14 protein-coding genes are annotated in these 19,234 nt (G+C 39.9%); all 14 read left to right on the top strand.

The window, feature by feature from the left end; genetic code table 11:
• The first annotated feature begins 7 nt into the window (after positions 1–7).
• A complete protein-coding gene (gene flgL, locus BVC89_RS18020; protein ID WP_086932530.1) occupies positions 8–1,267 on the top strand; it encodes a flagellar hook-associated protein FlgL in 1,260 nt (419 codons plus the stop codon).
• Positions 1,268–1,620: 353 nt separating this feature from the next.
• Complete coding sequence (locus BVC89_RS18015) at positions 1,621–3,402, top strand: carbohydrate-binding protein (protein WP_086932529.1); 1,782 nt, start codon at positions 1,621–1,623, stop codon at positions 3,400–3,402.
• A gap of 256 nt (positions 3,403–3,658) precedes the next feature.
• Complete coding sequence (locus BVC89_RS18010; protein ID WP_086932528.1) at positions 3,659–5,425, top strand: flagellin N-terminal helical domain-containing protein; 1,767 nt, start codon at positions 3,659–3,661, stop codon at positions 5,423–5,425.
• Between the two features lie 495 nt (positions 5,426–5,920).
• The gene (locus BVC89_RS18005) at positions 5,921–7,681 is read left to right on the top strand and encodes a flagellin N-terminal helical domain-containing protein (protein ID WP_086932527.1); all 1,761 of its coding nucleotides are present in this window, start codon (positions 5,921–5,923) and stop codon (positions 7,679–7,681) included.
• Between the two features lie 77 nt (positions 7,682–7,758).
• Entirely contained in the window at positions 7,759–8,145 is a 387-nt protein-coding gene (locus tag BVC89_RS18000) for a flagellar protein FlaG (protein WP_086932526.1), read from the top strand.
• Positions 8,146–8,584: 439 nt separating this feature from the next.
• Positions 8,585–10,669: a flagellar filament capping protein FliD gene (gene fliD / locus BVC89_RS17995; RefSeq protein ID WP_086932525.1), complete on the top strand. Its 2,085-nt coding sequence runs from the start codon at positions 8,585–8,587 to the stop codon at positions 10,667–10,669.
• 99 nt (positions 10,670–10,768) lie between these two features.
• Complete coding sequence (gene fliS, locus BVC89_RS17990) at positions 10,769–11,146, top strand: flagellar export chaperone FliS (RefSeq protein ID WP_245929134.1); 378 nt, start codon at positions 10,769–10,771, stop codon at positions 11,144–11,146.
• A 335-nt stretch (positions 11,147–11,481) separates the two neighbouring features.
• Positions 11,482–12,681, top strand: a complete 1,200-nt coding sequence (locus BVC89_RS17985) for a polysaccharide biosynthesis protein (protein WP_086932524.1) — start codon at positions 11,482–11,484, stop codon at positions 12,679–12,681.
• A 36-nt stretch (positions 12,682–12,717) separates the two neighbouring features.
• Positions 12,718–13,866, top strand: coding sequence for a LegC family aminotransferase (locus tag BVC89_RS17980; RefSeq protein WP_086932523.1), 1,149 nt, complete (start codon positions 12,718–12,720; stop codon positions 13,864–13,866).
• Positions 13,867–13,876: 10 nt separating this feature from the next.
• Entirely contained in the window at positions 13,877–14,941 is a 1,065-nt protein-coding gene (locus BVC89_RS17975) for a nucleotidyltransferase family protein (RefSeq protein WP_158658012.1), read from the top strand.
• Positions 14,938–16,290, top strand: a complete 1,353-nt coding sequence (locus BVC89_RS17970) for an NAD(P)-binding protein (protein ID WP_086932521.1) — start codon at positions 14,938–14,940, stop codon at positions 16,288–16,290. The genes BVC89_RS17975 and BVC89_RS17970 overlap by 4 nt, the downstream gene beginning before the upstream one ends.
• The gene (locus BVC89_RS17965; protein ID WP_086932520.1) at positions 16,271–17,392 is read left to right on the top strand and encodes a GNAT family N-acetyltransferase; all 1,122 of its coding nucleotides are present in this window, start codon (positions 16,271–16,273) and stop codon (positions 17,390–17,392) included. Before BVC89_RS17970 ends, BVC89_RS17965 begins: the two co-directional genes overlap by 20 nt.
• Before the next feature lie 36 nt (positions 17,393–17,428).
• On the top strand, positions 17,429–18,484 hold the full coding sequence (gene neuB / locus BVC89_RS17960) for an N-acetylneuraminate synthase (protein WP_086932519.1): 1,056 nt from the start codon (positions 17,429–17,431) through the stop codon (positions 18,482–18,484).
• A complete protein-coding gene (locus tag BVC89_RS17955) occupies positions 18,477–19,211 on the top strand; it encodes a methyltransferase (RefSeq protein ID WP_086932518.1) in 735 nt (244 codons plus the stop codon). Before neuB ends, BVC89_RS17955 begins: the two co-directional genes overlap by 8 nt.
• Positions 19,212–19,234: the final 23 nt, after the last annotated feature.

Here is a 19,234-nt window from a genome sequence, read left to right as displayed (position 1 = left end):
TTGCACTATGCGTATCTCATCGAATCAAATTTTTAATATTGCCAACGACAGCATTGGATTAGCCAACCAGGCGGTTGTTAAAACACAGCAACAGCTATCCACTGGTCGCCGTGTTCTTAATCCCTCGGATGATCCGGTAGCATCGACCAAGATACTTGCAATTAACAAAGAGCTAGCTGACGTTACGCAATTTGAAAGAAATATCAATACAGCCAAAAATAATATGGTGTTAGAAGAATCCATACTCACGGGTGTTAATAATATTATTGTTCGCATGCAAGAGCTTGCTGTGCAGGCAGCGAACACTGCGACACTATCTGAAAATGAATATATTGCCTTATCTAATGAAGTGGACTCGCGCTTAGAGGAATTAACTAACTTACTCAATTCACAGAATTCAAATGGTGACTATATTTTTGCCGGTTATAAAAGCACTACGGCTCCGTTTGTAGGAGGCGCTAACTCAGGTTTTAATTACTTAGGGGATGAAGGTCAACAGTTTATTAAAATCGCTAATAACACTACCGTTGCAGCCAGTGACTCAGGGAAGGAAATCTTTGTTGATATCGAAAGTGCACGTAATACAATTTTTACCGTGGCCAATTCCTCTAATCGTTCGGAGCCTGCGGCGGAAATATCTATAGGTCAAGTGATTGATCAGGATGTCTATGATGATTTTTACCCTGAAGATATCGTTATTACATTTAACCAAGATAATACCATAGCGCCTCCGGGTAAGAATTTTACCGCGCGGGAACGCTCAACCGATAGAATTATTGTTGCTAATCAGCCTTATGTCCAGGGCAATGAAATTCAAATACAAGGTGTGAGCTTTAGGATTAGTGGCAATCCTGCATCGGCAACACCTACAGAACGAGGCGATCAATTTTTTATCGAATCTACACAAAAACAAGATATTTTGACAACAGTCGCACGTTTTAGTGAAGCAATGAAAATTTATGATGGTACTGATGAAGGACGTGAGACGCTTTCTGACGCTGTGGCAAACACTATCGATAATCTTTCTAATGCACAAACCAGTGTATTAGAGACTGTTGCCGAACTTGGAGCAAGGTTTAATACACTTGATAGCACAGAGCAATTGCATTTAGATTCGAAATTAATATCTCAAGAATTACTGTCATCCTTGCGAGATATTGATTATGCCGAAGCAGCCGCACGCCTTTCTTCACAGACACTTATTCTTGAGGCTGCACAAGCATCTTTTGTTCGTGTTACTCGCTTAACCTTATTTAGTCAACTCTAAAATATAGTCAAATTTAATTTTTAATAAAATTTAACTAATCATCCTATATTATGTAAAATAGGGCTCGCTCACTATGACTTCTAGTTCTAGTTCTAGTTCTAGTTCTAGTTCAATTTAACAATATCCCTATTTTTAATACTTCTTTTTATTTTTTGATTTTCGACTTTATCGATAAATATGTTAAATTTGTATGGAATGCTTATCGCTTTCTTTATTAAGATAATTTGAAAAACAAAAAAATATAGAGCGTCTAGTGTTTTAGCTGAGTATTGTCGCTTTTAATAAGATAAAAAAAATAGTTTTGTAGTAGTATCAGTCAACTCCAAAACTAAAAAAAATAATGAGGTATTGTTATGCAGCAATTATTGCTAAAGATAAGACCTTTATCTACTCTTCTTTCTTCTGTATTTTTTTCTTCTTTAGTATTTGCACAAAATCCTTTGGTTAGCCATTTATATACTGCTGACCCTACGGCAAGGGTATTTGATGGCAGACTCTATATTTATCCATCTCATGACGTTGACACATGTACGGCTAATCAAGGTTCGAATGGATTCTGTATGCCGGACTATCATGTGTTTTCGACAGATGATCTTGTGAATTGGACAGACCATGGTGTTATCATTGATCAAAACGATGTGCCTTGGGGCGAGAAAAACTCTTATGGTATGTGGGCTCCAGATGCTATTGAGCGAGATGGTAAATATTATTTCTATTTCCCTGGTATTCCCAGTGATGGTAGCGCTTTTCGTCGTATTGGTGTTGCGGTGTCAGATAGTCCAACCGGGCCATTTATCTTGGAAAATAACTACATTCAAGGAGTCAGTGGGATTGACCCGGGCGTTTTTATTGATGATGACGGGCAGGCATACTTGTTTCACGGTGGTGGTGAAACTTTAAGAGTCGTTAAATTAAAAAATAACATGAAGGAAACACAAGGTAGTACACAATTTATTAATGATTTGCCCACCGGTTACAAAGAGGGGGCCTTTATGTTTAAGCGCAACGGCATCTATTATTTAACCTTTCCCCGAGTTGGCTCGAATGGCTATGCAATTGAATATGCTACCGCGCAAAGCCCTATGGGGCCCTATAATTATAGGGGTGAAATAATGCCGAATATAGCCAACGGCACCAACCATCATTCTATTGTTCAGTATAAAAATCAGTGGTATATCTTTTATCACTTTTGGTCATTAAGTGGTAACAACCGCCTTCGTTCTATGCGTGCCGACACAATATCATTTAACAGTGATGGTAGCATCCAAAAGAAAGTAGCAACCATTCGTGGTATAGGCACACCTAAAGCGGGAGACATTATTCAAGTAGATCGTCATAACGGTATTAATAATGCGCAAATTCACTTAGTCCAGGGCAACGAACCAAGAGGGTTTCAGGTCGACTATATAAAAAATGGTGGCTGGGTAAGGTTTAATCGTGTGGATTTTGGTAGCGGTAATCTTGATAAATTTACCGCACGAGTCGCCAGTGGTAGTCAGGGAGGAACGTTAGAGTTGCGTATAAATTCTCCTACTGGCCCCTTACTTTCAAGCATTAATATTACCAATACCGGTGATTGGGGTAATTACCAAACTTTGAGTGCAGACTTTATTAATACAACTTCGGGTGTAAAAGATATTTTCGCTGTATTTAAAGGTGCAAATGGTTTTTTATTTAATGTTAACTGGTTAAGTTTTAGTGCTTCCGCCACATCAATTCCCGGTCGAGTACAAGCGGAAGATTACGTTGGTTTTTTCGATAATACCGTAGGTAATAGTGGTACTAGTTATCGTAATGACGATGTGGATATACAAGTGACAACGGATGCTGGCGGTGGTCATAACATTGGTTGGATGGCCACTAACGAATGGTTAGAGTATCCGATAAACGTTACTAGTGGTGGCAATTACAAAGCGAATATTCGTGTTGCTTCACCTAATTCAAGTGCTAAGTTCACACTTGAAATTGATGGTGTGTCTCGTGCAAACATTAATATAAGTAGCACAGGAGGATGGCAAAACTGGACAACTCTGAATCAGCAGATAGGTAATTTGTCTGCAGGTAGGCATACACTGAGGCTGCGAGTGTTAGCTGGTGGCTTTAATGTTAATTGGATTGAATTAACACAAAACTAACTGATAATAATCTTAAAAATAAAGCGGCAAGTTTTTTCTTGTACCCCGACAGACCTTGCCGCTTTTTCTCATTAGCTCTTATGTAAAAACTCTTTTCTTCTATATCTCTTTGAAAAATAAAGCATTTCTAATATTGGCACAGGCGTTGCTCAATAACCTGTAGTGAAACCTAATTGCCGATTTAAGCATTATCTATATAGGCAATATGTTTCAAGCATTTATAACAGTGGCTCAAAGAGGTTACAGGAGAAAAGCTATGCCTTTAGTCATTAACACTAATGTTGCTTCGCTCAATGCTCAACGGCAACTCGTTCAGTCCGGCAATGATATGGCTCAGGCTATGGAACGTTTAGCTTCCGGTAGACGAATCAATACCGCCAGAGATGACGCGGCAGGCTTGGCGATTTCGAATCGACAAACGTCACAAATACGTGGTTTGGATCAGGCTATTCGAAACGCAAATGACGGCGTGTCACTGATTCAGACTGCTGAAGGTGCGTTGGATGAGGTAACGAATATTTTACAACGTATGCGTGAACTTGCCATTCAATCCGCCAACGGAATCTACTCTGATACAGATAGAGCGACATTAGATGCTGAAGCGCAGCAGCTAAAAGCTGAAATAGATCGTATTGCCGATTCCACCTCTTTTAATGGTCAGGCACTACTCGATGGCAGCTTGGGTAATGTAACCTTGCAGGTGGGTTCTGAGTCGAATCAAACTATTGACCTTGAGATCCCAGGCTTTGCTTCTGCCTCACTAGGGTCGAGTTCTGGCGATATTGTTGGCGATGAAGTCGCAAATGGTTTAGCTGATCTTACTGCGTTAACCGGCGGTGATGAGTTGCAAATTAATGATGTGGTTATCAGTGCAATTACTACTGCCAATGCGACCACAATCAACGAAGCCATTGCAATTATCAACTCCGATTTGGACGGTAAAGGTGCTGAAGTTTCAACATTAATTTCTTATGAATCTAATGCGGCTGGAAATGGTGTATTAATTCCGGGCACCTCAAATTTAGTGCTCACTTTGACAGATGGTGATGGTCAAGCTCAAACGTATACTATTACCGGCACCAACAGTATGAATGAGTTAGTGGCAAAAATTAATTCGGATACTATCATCGGGGCTCAAGTCAATGAAATTGGGCGTCTTATATTAAGCGCGCCAGATGGCACCAGTATTCGAGTGCAAGATGGTTCTACAGGGCAAGCCGCTACAGGTGCAGCGAGTAATGATGAAACTGAGAACTTTCGCTTAGTCATTACCGACACCAGTACCGATAATAATGGTGTAAAAATAGAGGCTACCACCGCTATTACTGCAGGGGAGTTGGATAATCTTGGGGTCAACGCCAATGATGACGATGGTAATTTATTAAGTGCCACCGTAACCGCTGGTACGGCAACAACACTGAACAATCTTAATCCCGGTGACTTAATTATTAATGGCATTGAAATAGGCGCTATTCAAGCATCTACTTCGGCAACGGCAGCGGTAGATAATGTTATTGAAGCGATTAATATCTTGTCCACTCAAACAGGGGTGGTTGCGTTTGAAGCTGAAGGTGGTTCGGGCGCTATTATCGGCCTACGTTCAACCAATGAGGATGCTATCTCGATTCGTTACGGTGATGGTGCAACTGCAGCCGATGTGCAAAATATCACGGGTTTTCAAGAACAAAACTCCGCTGCTGGTAGTGGCTCAGTCTCAGGTATCAAAATTGATACGGCCGCAGGAGCGCAAAACGCGATTGATATCATTGATGTCGCACTGGAGCAAATTAATTCAACACGCTCTGATTTGGGTGCTGTTAATAACCGCTTAGATTTTACTGTTTCCAACCTCGCCAACGTATCAGAAAGAACTTCAGCAGCACGTTCGCGAATTGTTGATGCAGACTTTGCAGCAGAAACCTCGATGCTAAGTCGTGCGCAAGTGCTACAGCAAGCATCTCAAGCAATGCTGGCTCAGGCCAATGCACAACCGCAGCAGGTCTTACAGCTATTGCAAGGTTAAGACTTCAGTTATTGAGTAGTTATCGCAATATATGGGTATCTTCATGGCGAGGCACTAATATCGTCATGAAGATAATTTTTGTCAAAATCTTTACCTTACCTTTATTAAAAAGAATAAAAATATATTCTTAATAAGTATTAGTATTAGCTAATAACTTTCCGTCATGTTAATTTTTAATTAAATCAAAAATGATCTATTTAAAAATTCCTTTCTAAAACTTAGTCGTCGCAAAAAATATTATTTTTTCTCATGTCAATTACAAGAATGATTTTGTTAACTTGTTGATTTTAAAGGTATTAACTAGTTTTGAAAAAATCGATGTCAGGTTTTATATACAAAGAAACCTGATAATTAATGAGTGTTAAAGTTCGGCAATTTCTTGCCGAGAACCTTTTACAGGAAGTAAGAGCGGCAAACTTTGTAGCTTTAAATTGTCTTCACGATAAATGGGTCGAAGTTCGCTGGCATTAAATATCAAACATTTAGGAGAGCCTTATGACTCTAGTAGTTAATACAAATGTTTCTTCACTGAATGCCCAACGTCAGTTGCTTCAGTCTGGTGCAGATCTAGACAGAGCAAGCGAACGATTGGCCTCAGGTCGTAGAATCAATTCCGCAGCCGACGACGCTGCGGGTCTAGCCATTTCTAACCGCCAAACATCTCAAATTCGCGGTTTGGATCAAGCTGTACGAAATGCTAATGATGGTATTTCTTTGATTCAAACAGCAGAAGGTGCCTTGGATGAGGTTACCAACATTTTACAGCGTAGCAGGGAGCTGGCGATTCAATCTGCAAACGGTATTTTCTCTGATGCTGACCGAGCGACATTGGATGCAGAGGTGCAACAGCTGAAAGCTGAAATTGACCGTATTGCCGAAACGACAGCATTTAATGGGCAAAATATTCTCGATGGCAGTTTGGGTAATATTGCATTGCAAGTGGGATCAGAATCCAATCAAACTATTGATTTTACAGTTTCTGGTTTTAGTACTTCCTCACTAGGAGGTTCTGGTGGTGACGTTATCGGTGAGGGTACAGCTGCTGGTATTGCTGACCTGCGCGCAGTAAGTGGAACTGCAGGACTCACCATTAATGATGTAGCAATTTCTGCACTTACTACTGCCAATGCCACCAACATTAATGAGGCATTAGCACTTATTAATGCTGACTTAGACGGTAAAGGCGCCGAAGTTGCATCTCTGGTGACACTTGAAGCAGATACTGCAGGTGATGGTGTACTAGTTGCAGCTAATAATGAATCTTTCGATATCACGCTAACTGACGGCGATGGTGAGCAGACAATTTACCGTATCACCGACACTAATAATATCGATGAATTAGTAAATAAAATTAATACTGAAACCACAGTGTCTGCATCCTTGGATGACAATGGAAAACTGATACTAAGTGCGGCAGGAGCGCAGACTCTTTTAGTTGCGGATGACTCTGCATCTGATGGCGCATCTGGTTTTACAACGACCACGACAGCTAACTTCGCTTTAGTATTTAACGATACCAGCATAGAGAACTCCGGCGTTAAAATTGAAGCGGGCACAGGTGCTAGTGCAGCTGAATTAGATGCAGTGGGTATTAATGTTCAGGATGATGATGGCAACCTACAAGGTGCTACTGTTGTCGCAGGCACGGCAGCTACATTGACTGATATCAATGCGGGTGATCTGGTAATTAATGGTGTTGACATCGGTGCGATTTCTGCATCCAGTGCGGCGGCTACTGCGGTAGATAATGTTATTGAAGAGATTAATAAGTTATCTGAACAGACAGGTGTCGTCGCGTTTGAGGCTGCGGGTAATACCGCTAGAGTCGCATTGCGTTCGACTACTGGATCATCCATACAAATTAAATATGGTGATAATGCTACAGCGGCTAACGTGGAGTCATTAACGGGCTTTCAAGAGCAGAATGCAGTGTCTGGCGCGGGCTCAATCGCGGGCATTAATGTCTCTACAGCTGCCAGTGCACAATCGGCGGTAGATGTTATCGATGCGGCGCTGGAGACAGTGAATGCGCAACGTTCGGAGCTTGGTGCGGTCAATAACCGGCTGGATTTTACCGTATCTAACCTGTCGAACATTTCCGAGAAAACCTCTGCTGCGAGATCGCGGATTGTCGATGCGGACTTTGCGTCAGAGACGGCACAATTGAGTCGGGCACAGGTACTACAGCAAGCGTCACAGGCGATATTAGCCCAGGCGAATGCAAGACCACAGCAGGTGCTTTCGCTCCTACAGTAATAGGTTAGAGTCACTCAGTTGATATTAGACTTTAGCCGGTTTTTACTGGCTAAAGTCGTTAGTGAGAGGATAATCCCATGAATGAAGTAAGAAGTTCTCAGATAGCCAGTACTATATTGGTTAATTCTGCTTCATCGAAAGGGGCTAAAGAAACTCCTTCATCCATAAATAGTAATAGCTTACCTGAAGAAGCTGGAAATGCAGAAAAAACAGAAAAGCCACAAGCTGAACCTGTATCTGCACCGGAATTACAAACAGCGATTGTCAATGTCAATGACTACGTACAATCACTGCAACGTGATTTGCAATTTTCAGTAGATAACGACTTGGATCAAACAGTGATTAAAGTCGTTGACAGTGATTCAGGCGAGCTGATTCGCCAAATCCCAGAAGATATCTTTTTGGAGTTGGCGCGCAGGCTTAAAGATGATGGTGAGTTTCGTTTGCTTAATGCGTTAGGATAGTCTACACGCACCTAAAGATAGGCGCTCGAGTAGCTCGGGCGTCTTTTTCCTGTTGTGTGCGATTACCAAAGCATAAAGCCCCATAACTTTCAAACTTTTTATTCCTATAGTTATCATTATTTTTGACGATAATAATTATGTGGAAGTAATTTATATTTTTATTTGAAAAATTCTTGTTAAATAAAAATATAAATTACTATTTTGATGACAGGAGTAGTTCGTTATATATTTCTATTAACTTAGTAGATTATTGCAAGGTCATTGAGAGGTTAATAGGCGCAAAACTTGCTTCTAAAGCCTTACTGTTACTCTATGAGTATTTCATAAGTTCAAGTAAATCTTTATTGCACTATACATCGCGTTATTTTCACATTGAGTTATGCTCACCCGCGAGACAAACGCGGTGATAAAGGCGATATAGTAGGACGGAGCGATAACTATGATAGACAACAATATTATTCAAAGCATTGGTGCAGGCTCCGGGATAGATACTAATTCTCTGGTGAAGCAACTTACTGCAATTGAAAAAGCGGCACCTCAAGAACGTATCGATAGTAAACGGGAGCTCACACAGACTCAAATCTCAGATTTTGGGCTACTTAGCAGTGCTTTATCTACTTTAAAAGATGCTGCCAAAGCCCTTACCGATCCAGAAGCGCTGTTTAGCAAAAGTGCGTCTTTTACACAAAGTGATGCTATCGTCCCAACCAGCCTAGATACGGATGTGCAAACGGGTACCTATGCTTTTACCGCCACACAAACCGCGCAATCACAGTCGTTTGCCTTTACCGGTTTTGCCAACGTCACTGATGCTGTGGGAGAGGGCACTTTAACATTTAATTTCGGTGCTTGGGCTAGAGACGGCGCAGGTGCGATAAATGGTGCTTTTACTCAAGATAGCACTCATGATTCTGCTACTGTCACCATAGACAGTTCCAATAACTCCTTAGAAGGACTGCGGGATGCCATCAATGCTGGTAATTTTGGGGTAAGCGCCTCTATTGTTTTTGATGGTACCGATCACCACTTAACACTATTAGCTGAATCTGGCGAGCAAAACCAATTAGAAATTGTCGCATCGGAGGCAGGTGCTTCCCCTACCAATACAGATGGTAGTGGATTATCTGTGTTTGCGTTTAATACTGGAGTTACAGGCTTTGAAGCACTAGAAACGCAGCGTGGTCAAGATGCTCAACTAACCGTAAATGGTCTGTCAGTAAGTCGTTCATCCAATACGATTAGCGACGTGGTCGATGGTTTAACATTAGATTTATTGAAAGTGACCAGTGTCGGTGAAACGGTAAGTGTGACCGTCAGTGATGATAAAAACTTTGCAGAGGAAAACATCAGAAACTTTGTTACCGCCTACAATACTTTTCTAGATGCGGTAGATTCAATTTTTGGTGTTAACGAAGTGACGAATGATGAGGGGGTTACCAGCACAGTAGTTGGATCATTGGCCAATGATGGACTAGCTAAGTCTGCTTTATCTCGCGTTAGAGCACTGATTGCAGGTGCGATTCCGGGTTTGTCCGATTCGAATCTAACTTCACTGACTAATATTGGTATTCGTACCGAACTGGACGGTAAGCTGACTATCGAAGAAGAAGAATTCAGTAAAGCATTTAACGATAGTTTTCTCGATATCCAAAAACTGTTTGCACCTTTTACTTCTTCTTCTGCCGATGGCATTACCATTAATAGTTTTAACGACAATACCACCGCTGGACAGTATGATGTTGTTATAACCCAAACACCTGCACGCGGCTTGTATGATGGAGGTGCCATTGCCGGTGGTATCTCCTTTCCCTTAGATACAACAGGTAAGACCTATACTTTCAGCCTCGATGTTAATGGCACCACTTCAGGCACCATCACAATACCTACGGCTACTTATAATAACGAAACCGAACTTGCCGGTGCGATTCAAAGTGCGATCAATGCCGACACTGTTCTAAGTGCTGCTAATGCAGCGGTCACCGTTGGTTTTAATAGTACTAGTGGCGGTTTTGACATCAGTTCCACTCAGTACGGAAGTTCGTCTGTTGTTTCTGTTTTAAGTGCCAGTACTGATAGTTCGAGTGATTTAGGATTGACTGTGAAAACGGGTAGCAACGGCCGTGCAGTGGCCGGTACTGTGGACGGAGTCACCGCCTTTGGCTCGGCCAACGTGTTATTGCCTGCTTTAGGGCAGCCTGGTGAGGGATTGGCCATGCTTATTGGTGAGAATGCCACATCGGCTACCGTTAATTTTTCACGAGGATTCGCCGGCGAACTGGAAAGGTTAATTGATGATTTCCTCTCTAATTCAGGCCCCATTGTTCAGCGTGAAACTACTTTACAAAATCGATTAGAGAGTCTCGATAGTGAACAAGAACAACTTGATAGACGGATCGAAGCCTTTGAAGAACGATTAATTCAGCAATATATTGCCATGGAACGTATTATTTCATCATTAAATTCTTCTGGATCATTTTTAGATAATTTAGTGGATACGCTACCTTTCACATCAGGTAATAATTAAAAGGCACTCGCAAAACAAAATGCTGATATTTCTAAAGTTCACCATGATAAGGTCGATAAGGAAAATATGGTTAAAATGTAATGGTCTGCGAGGTTATGTGTGAACTATCAAAGTGCTGCTGCTTCATATAACGTAGTTAGAAATCATTCAGGTGTAGAAAATGCTACACCTCATCAGTTGATTGAAATGTTGTTCGAAGGCCTGCTAGAAAGAATCTCGCAAGCTAAAGGCGCAATGCAATACAAAAATATTGAGCTAAAAGGGCGTAAGATTAATAGTGCAATAGGTATTGTTAATGGCCTGAGAGAAAACCTAAACAAGGAAGATGGTGGTGAAATATCGGAAAACCTAGATGCGCTATACGTGTATATTTTAGGTATTTTAGCTAAAGCTCATACTCATAATGATCAAGCGTTACTCGATGAAGCATCTGTGCTTATTGGCAATATTCATTCAGCGTGGAAACAAATAGGGTAAGTGAGGTAAGAATAGTTATTTATACTATTTTTGTATTAGAGATTCTAAGTATAGACTATTCTCGTGAGGTATTCACAGGGGTAAATCGAGCCTAAGAAGAATCTCTACCACATTATTGAAAAAATTACCCTGTTAATAATCTACCTTCTGGTGGCGCTATTTATTACCTGCCAACTCGGAGTTAGTTCAAACCATTCCTTTCGGTCTATTTCTTGCAATTTTAAAAATCACAACTAGATTATTTTTAATAGTGTCAAATATTTGGCAATTACCTCGATTTTATACCAAAAAGTTGTTTTGTTGTCAGATTGTGAGATAGAGAGCATGAAAATATCATGACAGATTTTTGCCGCACCATTGAGCGAAGTCCCTTACTTTTCCATCAGGATTTATCCTGTTGCAACTCGGATTTAACTGAGATCATTCAGGGCTCTCGATTTTTGATTGTCGGTGGCGCTGGATCAATTGGGCAAGCAGTGGTCAAACAGCTACTACAACGCAAGCCTTTAGCTCTGCATGTGATAGATCTAAGCGAAAACAACTTAGCAGAACTTGTCAGGGATATTCGCTCTTCTAATGTTAAAACTGTACATGAATCTAAAGAATTTCGTACTTTTGCGCTTGATGTTAATTCAGATGAATTTGATTATTTCATCGAAGTACACAACAACTATGACTACATCTTTAACTTGGCAGCCCTAAAGCATGTTAGAAGTGAGAAAGACCCATATACACTCATGCGAATGTTACAAGTAAATGTGTTATTGGCGGGTAAGCTTGCGAAGATTGCCGCTGCAATGGGGGTGAGAAAATATTTTTCAGTTTCTAGTGATAAAGCTTCTAACCCCGTAAACATTATGGGAGCCAGTAAACGTATTATGGAAATGATGCTCTATAAGCAAAAGGATAGGGTATCGGTTGTTAGTGCTCGTTTTGCTAATGTTGCGTTTTCAGACGGTTCACTGCTTCATAGCTTCAAAATGCGTATAGAGAAGTGCCAACCTATTGTTGCTCCTACGGATATAAAACGTTATTTCATCTCCGATGAAGAAGCCGGGCAATTATGTGTGATCGCTGCGCTCCTGGGCGAAAATGGTGATATCTTTTTTCCTAAATTAGATAGTTCTACTAAGCTTGTGGCATTGTCAAAGATTGCTTGCAACTACGTGCAAAGTCAAGGTTATATCCCGATGATGTGTGATTCTGAAGAAGAAGCACGGAGTCGAGTAAAAGAACTATCAGACGTAGGCAAATGGCCTTGCTTTTTCTCCAAAACCGATACCACCGGTGAGAAACCCTTTGAAGAGTTCTACGATATTGAAGAACAGATTGACCAGGAGCGGTTTTCAGCCATTGGTATTGTCAAAAATTTTCCTAATTTCGACGCGTCTAGAATAGATAAGTTTGAATCTAGCATATTAGAACTTATTAATCACAGAACCTGGACAAAAGAGCAATTAGTAAATCTCGTATCCGCCACAGTTCCACAATTTAGACATATGGAACTGGGCAAGTCTTTAGATGAGAAAATGTAAGCGATGTGTGGAGTATAAGTATATTGTAGGTAAAATATGGACAGACAAATAGTTGAGTTTATTCAGGATTTATTTTCTACAAATGGCGATATTAATTTGCATCAGCCCTGTATCGGTCGCCTGGAGAAAGACTATCTTAACCAAGCGATAGATAGTACATTCATCTCCAGTGTTGGCGCTTTTGTCGATGGTTTTGCTACTTCTTTAGAAAACTTTTGTGGTGTTGAAAAATCTGTACCACTGGTTAATGGTACCTCAGCATTACACGCCGCGCTTTTTCTAAAAGGTGTTCAGGCAGATGATATTGTTATCACACAATCTTTTACTTTCGTCGCTACATGTAATGCTATTTCTTATCTAGGTGCTGAGCCTACATTTGTTGATATATCTACAAGAACTCTGGGCCTATGTCCCATATCTTTGGCCAATTACTTACAAGAAAATGCGGTATTAGACGATCATGGCAACTGTATAAATAAAACAAGTCGTAAAAGAATAAGTGCTTGTGTTGCAGTGCATACCTTCGGTCATGCACCTCAACTGCAGGAGATAAGGAGTATATGCCGTGATTGGCATATTGCTCTTATCGAAGATGCATCCCAAGCCTTAGGTTCGACTTATATGGGAGAGGGGGTGGGTGCTAACAGTGACTGCGCCACTTTAAGCTTTAATGGCAATAAAATTATATCTACTGGTGGCGGTGGGGCGTTACTAACTAAGGATAAAGAATTCGGTGAGCGTAGCCGACATATCACTAGTACTAGTCGTATAAAAGGAAAAGAAATTGATCACGATGGTATCGGTTTTAACTATCGAATGCCAAATATTAACGCGGCCTTAGGTTGTGCACAGATGAGTCGTTTACCCAGTTTGTTGCGAGCGAAACGTGAGCTTGCAATAAAGTATCAGGATTTCTTTCGAGGTAGTGAATATCAGTGTGTACAGGAGCCTGAAAGCTGTCAGTCAAATTATTGGTTAAATACAGTGGTATGCCAAGACCGTAATCAACGAGATCACCTTTTATCCGTTCTGCAGAAAAATAAAATACAGGCTAGGCCCGCTTGGAAATTAATGGACGATTTGCCAATGTATAAAACATGTAGCTCCAGCGAAATGCATAATGCGCGATACTTTTATCAGAGAATTGTGTGTTTGCCCAGTTCTCCGCAGTTACTGGAAAAATAGAGGTAGTATTATGAGTAATAACTGGGAAAATTTTTTACTCAATGAAAATAAAACTATAAAAGATGCTCTGAGTATTATAAATAAAGAAACAGTGAGGATGGCTTTCATAGTTAACCGTAAAAGTGAACTAGTAGGCTCTGTTACAGATGGTGATATTAGGAGAGGTTTACTTAAAGGTCTAGATGTTTCTTGTAAAATAAGCGCAATAATGAATAAGTCGCCAAAATTTGTTAGCGATAAAATTTCGAGAAAAACAGTTTCCTCTATTATGCAAAGAGAGCATATCAACTGTATTCCAGTTATTAAAAATAAGCGAATTGTTTCGGTTTTTGTCAAAAATCAGTTCTGTGAAAATAAATTAGATAATCCTGTTTTTTTAATGGCTGGAGGTTTTGGAAAAAGGCTACACCCATTAACATTTGATTGCCCGAAACCTATGCTAAAAATAGGCGATACACCCATTTTGCAAATCATTATAGAGCGTTTTATAGATGATGGATTCAATAAATTCTACATATCTACACACTATATGTCAGAAGTTTTTGAAAAATACTTTGGTAATGGAGAGAAATGGGGAATAGATATACAGTTTATAGAAGAAACAGAACCGCTAGGTACTGCAGGCGCTCTGGGGCTTTTGAAAAAAGATGACGTTAAGTTACCTATTGTTGTCATGAATGGGGATATTCTTACAGGTATAGATTTTCGAAAACTTTTAAACTTTCATTTGCAGGAAAGTGGCAGCGCTACTATGTGTACTAGTGAATATGAGTACGAAATACCTTATGGCGTAGTCAATAGTATGGATATGCATGTTGAGTCGATTATTGAAAAGCCAAAGCACAAGGTTAATATCAATTCTGGTATCTATGTGTTGGATCCTGAGGTTGTTAAAAAAGTCAGGAAAAACACGCCGTTGGATATGCCCACTTTATTGAGAAAAGAATTAGCGTCTGGAAACAGTATAAATACTTTCCCTATATTAGATTACTGGATAGATATTGGACGTAAAGAAGATTACGAAAAAGCGCAAACCAAAAGTAGATCACAAGTGATACCTATGGTGAGAAGATGAATAGTTATCGAGGAAAATCCTGTGTAGTTGTGGGGGGAGGATTCAAGGGAATGATGGCCGCATTTTTACTACGACAAAAAGGTATGTCTGTCTCGCTGGTAGAGAAAGCGCCCTTTTTAGGTGGTATTATGTACTCTTCGGAGTGGGACGGTTTTTATACGGATAATGGTGTACACCTCTTTGATTCAATACCTAAGCATCTTGCGGCAATTGTTGAAGATGTTATGGATGGTGATGTGTTAGCTATAGACTTTAGTTACGCCAGTGTTTATAACGATGTAACGACACCAGGGCTCGCCATTCCTGATTTGGTTAACGTTCCTTCGGAGGTGCAAAATAAAATACTCTTTGAAGTTATTGAGTGTTTAAATCATGAGCCGTCCTTGAAACCTGTGAGCGCTGCCCAAAAAATGACGGAAATGTATGGCATAACCGCAGCCAAGCTTATGAGTGATTCAATGCGTCATATCTATGGTATTTCCGCCCACGATGTTGAAGCAGATGCATTGAGACAGACAGCATATCATCGTTTGAAATTCTTGCCCGATGACATGGCGCTGGAATTAAAAAAACACCCTGTACTAGACCGCCGGCTTGCAGCAAGGAGAGCTAAAGTAGGAAAGGTTGACGATTTTGTATCAATGTATCCTGGTAGGAGAGGAATGAGGGGTTTTTGTGAGGCCATGTATGAAAGATTGTGTGCCATGGGTGTTAAATGTGTGCTAGGACGAGGTGTGAATCACCTACAAATAGAGAATGAACGTCGTACGAAAATAATACTAGATGACGGCTGTCATCTGCAGGCCGATCGTGTTTTTTGGGGTAATGATTACAACTTTTTAGCCAAAGCTTGGAAGGGTGATGGACGATTAGACGATAAAGTTCATGCTACTCCCATGGTCGTTTTTTACTTTAAAGTTAAGGAAAATAAGGTAAATAATTACACTTACTTTCATCAATTCACACCTGATCGTTATGTTTTCCGTAGCGCCGCTGCAGGCCTTTATAGCAATCAGGTAGACAGCGATGGTAATAGTTTTATTAGTGTCGAATGTCCAGCCACGATTGGTAGTGATTTCTGGCAAAACCCAGAAAACTTTCAGCTTTATGTTTGGCAAGAGTGCATGAATATGGGCTTACTTAAAAGCGATGCTAAAATTATTGATACCCCAAAAATTAAAAAAGCACCTGTTACACATAAATACCCCAAAAAAGGTTATTTTTCACTGTGTGAAGAGTTAGAGGAAAGCGTTGCCAAAACCAAAAACATTTTGATTCTACCTCGTAAAGAGGCATTTACTCGACGCGAGGTTATGTGGGCGGTAGAAGATGCAATTGAGAAAATGTGAAGAACCTGAGATATATTTATTGGGTAATAATAAGGTTGACAGAAAAACTTGGCAATCTTTTTTTGATGGTTTGCCTGATATATACAAGGATCTGCATTTCTCTATAGAGTACCTCGACATCTATCGTCAAACCTATAATGCCGAAATTTTTGGTTTATATTATGTAAAATCAGGCATTAAAATATTGCAGCCTGTTGTTATTAAACGGATGCAAAATTTAGAGTTTCTATCTCAAAATATAGCGGCAGATGTCGTAGACATTGAAAGTCCTTATGGCTTTGGTGGTGTTATAGCTAATAAAAAATTATCTGAAAGTGAATTTGATGAGTTTCAATTAATAAAACATAAGTTTTTAATAAGCATAGGAGCTATTACTGAGTTTTGTTCATACCATCCATTCTTTTCACAAATGCAGTTGCGTACAAAAAGTAAATGTTTTGATGTGTATGCACGCAAGCGCTGTGCATATATAGATTTAACAAAATCATATTCTGAGTTATGGCTAAACATTGAAGAAAGGCAGCGAAAAGCTATATTAAGTGCTCGGCGACGAGGCGTTAAAGTTCGGCGGATGTCATTAAACGATGGCGAAATAAGTAATTTTTACTATTCGTATATAGCGACAATGAAAAGAGTTAATGCTAGTGATGAATGGAAATTTCCTAAAAATTATTTTTTGAATTGTAGAGACTGTTTAGGTCGTAAAGCATGTTCATTATTTAATGCATATATAGACGATACTGTTATTGCTTCTTTCTTTCTAATTCATGCTCATGATGCTTGTTACTACCATTTTTCATGTTCCGATCCAGAGTTTACATCATTAAATGCCAATCATTTATTGATGTTTGACACTGCAATTTGGGCAAAGAATCGAGGTTGCAAGCTTTATTTTTTAGGAGGTGGCTACTCTTCTTGTGGCGATGACAATTTGTATCGCTTTAAACAGTCTTTTACTTCCTCCTATAAAGTGCTTTATCAATCAAAAGAAGTTTTTGATAAGGAAAAATATAATGAGTTGACAAAAATGAAAATGGCATTTGAATCGGCAAAAGGAAATTCTGTGCTAAATTCGCAGTTTTTTCCACCTTACAGAAGTTAGTACGTCAGTGAAAATTTTAAACTGAAAAGGTAATATATGAATTTTGAATCGCGTACTATAGACTTTACTACTACTGATCGGCCAATTGTGATAGCTGAAGTAGGCGTTAATCATAATTGCGATATAGTCTTGGCAAAAAGAATGGTCGATCAGGCAAAAGCTTGCGGCGCTGACGTTGTTAAATTTCAAGCCTTCGTCGCTGAAGAAGAAATTAGTCGTTATGCTGACAAAGCAATATACCAGAAAGAAACTACAGGAGAAGGTGGCGGTCAGTTAGAAATGGCAAAGTTACTTGAGCTGAGTCATCAGCAACTTAGAGAAATAAAAGAATATTGCTCAACAGTGGATATGCCATTTCTTTGTACAGCATTTGATGAGCCTAGTCTATATTTCTTGGTTAATGAGTTAAAGGTTAAAGCTGTTAAAGTTGCTTCAAGTGAAATTACCAACCACCCATTTTTAAAGAGTATCGCTCGCACTGGTGTTGGGATTATACTATCAACAGGTGCAAGTAACCTGCATGAGGTTGAAGCCGCACTTAAGGTGATAAAAAATGAGGGGGCTAGGGAATTGGTTCTACTTCATTGTGTATCTAATTACCCAGCAGAAAAAGAACAGCTAAATTTAAATGCAATAATCACCATGCGCGAAAAATTTTCTGTGCCGGTAGGTTATTCTGATCATTCGTCAGGGACACTAGCACCTACTGTCGCGGCGGCTTTAGGTGCAGTTCTTATAGAGAAGCATTTTACTTTAGATCGTAATATGGACGGTCCAGACCATCGCGCCTCAATAGAGCCTGAAGAACTAAAAGAGATTGTTGCTAATGTGGCTAGCACCTGCTTGATGTTGGGGGATGGTGTTAAACGCTGTGTTCCTTGCGAACAAGACAATCAAGCACTTATACGAAAATCCCTTGTAGCATCACGAGCACTTAACAAAGGTCAGATTCTATCCATCGAAGATATTAAGATTAAACGTCCAGCAAGAGGTATTGCACCAAATATGTTAAATGAGTTGGAAGGACGACGTTTAAGTATGGATATAAAACAGGATCAGCCGATTGAGTGGGGTATGCTTTGTCATGAGTGATTGTCACTATGTTGATATTAACTCACAAAAGGCATCTTACGATGCTTTTGCTAACCATTACAGGAAATACAGCATCAATAAAAAAAAATATATTGATGCTATTAATATGGCTATCATTGATGAAGTGAGTTCTGTTGAAGCGATACTAGACTTTGGCGCTGGAGATGGTGTTCGAGGCGCATATTTGAAAAGAGAACTCAGAGCCAAACGACTTGTACAAGCCGATATTAGCCAACAGATGTTGAATCTATGCCGAGGGCATCAGCAGGCGGATCTGGTGATCGATAATAGTAAAGATGGTTGGGAAGAAAATATCGGAAAGTTTGACTTGATCCTATCTTTATGGAATGTCATTGGCCATATTCCCAGTCATCAGGATCGGGTAAGTATAATAAAAAAAATTAAAAATATGCTATCTGCTAATGCTTATTTTATTTTCGATGTGAATAATCGCCACAATGAATGCTACGGAAAACTTGTCTCTCTTTATCGAAGGGTGCTAGATAATATTGTGCCTGACAATTCTCGTGGTGATGCTCATTTTCAATGGCGAATCGATGATAAGTATTATCCTGCTTATGGCCATTTATTTACTTGTAAAGAAGTCATGCAATTATTATCAGATGCAGGTTTTCATTCTTATCGTTGGCTAACTGTGGACTATTCTAATGGCAGTATAAGCCATAGTGTTAACAAAGGTCAGCTGCTATTTATTTGTAGAAGATAGAGACGGGTCTATATAGAAACTAT

Origin of the sequence: Agarilytica rhodophyticola (assembly GCF_002157225.2) — a bacterium.
GTDB classification, from domain to species: Bacteria; Pseudomonadota; Gammaproteobacteria; order Pseudomonadales; family Cellvibrionaceae; genus Agarilytica; species Agarilytica rhodophyticola.
The sequence above is the reverse complement of the archived record's forward strand: the minus strand, read 5'-3'. Positions and strand labels throughout refer to the sequence as shown.

Coding starts and splice junctions, on each gene's coding strand:
- BVC89_RS17955 (WP_086932518.1), top strand. CDS start 18,477: ATGAGTGATTGTCACTATGTTGATATTAACTCACAAAAGGCATCTTAC.
- BVC89_RS17970 (WP_086932521.1), top strand. CDS start 14,938: ATGAATAGTTATCGAGGAAAATCCTGTGTAGTTGTGGGGGGAGGATTC.
- BVC89_RS17965 (WP_086932520.1), top strand. CDS start 16,271: ATGCAATTGAGAAAATGTGAAGAACCTGAGATATATTTATTGGGTAAT.
- flgL (WP_086932530.1), top strand. CDS start 8: ATGCGTATCTCATCGAATCAAATTTTTAATATTGCCAACGACAGCATT.
- fliD (WP_086932525.1), top strand. CDS start 8,585: ATGATAGACAACAATATTATTCAAAGCATTGGTGCAGGCTCCGGGATA.
- BVC89_RS18000 (WP_086932526.1), top strand. CDS start 7,759: ATGAATGAAGTAAGAAGTTCTCAGATAGCCAGTACTATATTGGTTAAT.
- BVC89_RS18010 (WP_086932528.1), top strand. CDS start 3,659: ATGCCTTTAGTCATTAACACTAATGTTGCTTCGCTCAATGCTCAACGG.
- BVC89_RS18005 (WP_086932527.1), top strand. CDS start 5,921: ATGACTCTAGTAGTTAATACAAATGTTTCTTCACTGAATGCCCAACGT.
- BVC89_RS17985 (WP_086932524.1), top strand. CDS start 11,482: ATGACAGATTTTTGCCGCACCATTGAGCGAAGTCCCTTACTTTTCCAT.
- BVC89_RS18015 (WP_086932529.1), top strand. CDS start 1,621: ATGCAGCAATTATTGCTAAAGATAAGACCTTTATCTACTCTTCTTTCT.
- BVC89_RS17980 (WP_086932523.1), top strand. CDS start 12,718: ATGGACAGACAAATAGTTGAGTTTATTCAGGATTTATTTTCTACAAAT.
- BVC89_RS17975 (WP_158658012.1), top strand. CDS start 13,877: ATGAGTAATAACTGGGAAAATTTTTTACTCAATGAAAATAAAACTATA.
- neuB (WP_086932519.1), top strand. CDS start 17,429: ATGAATTTTGAATCGCGTACTATAGACTTTACTACTACTGATCGGCCA.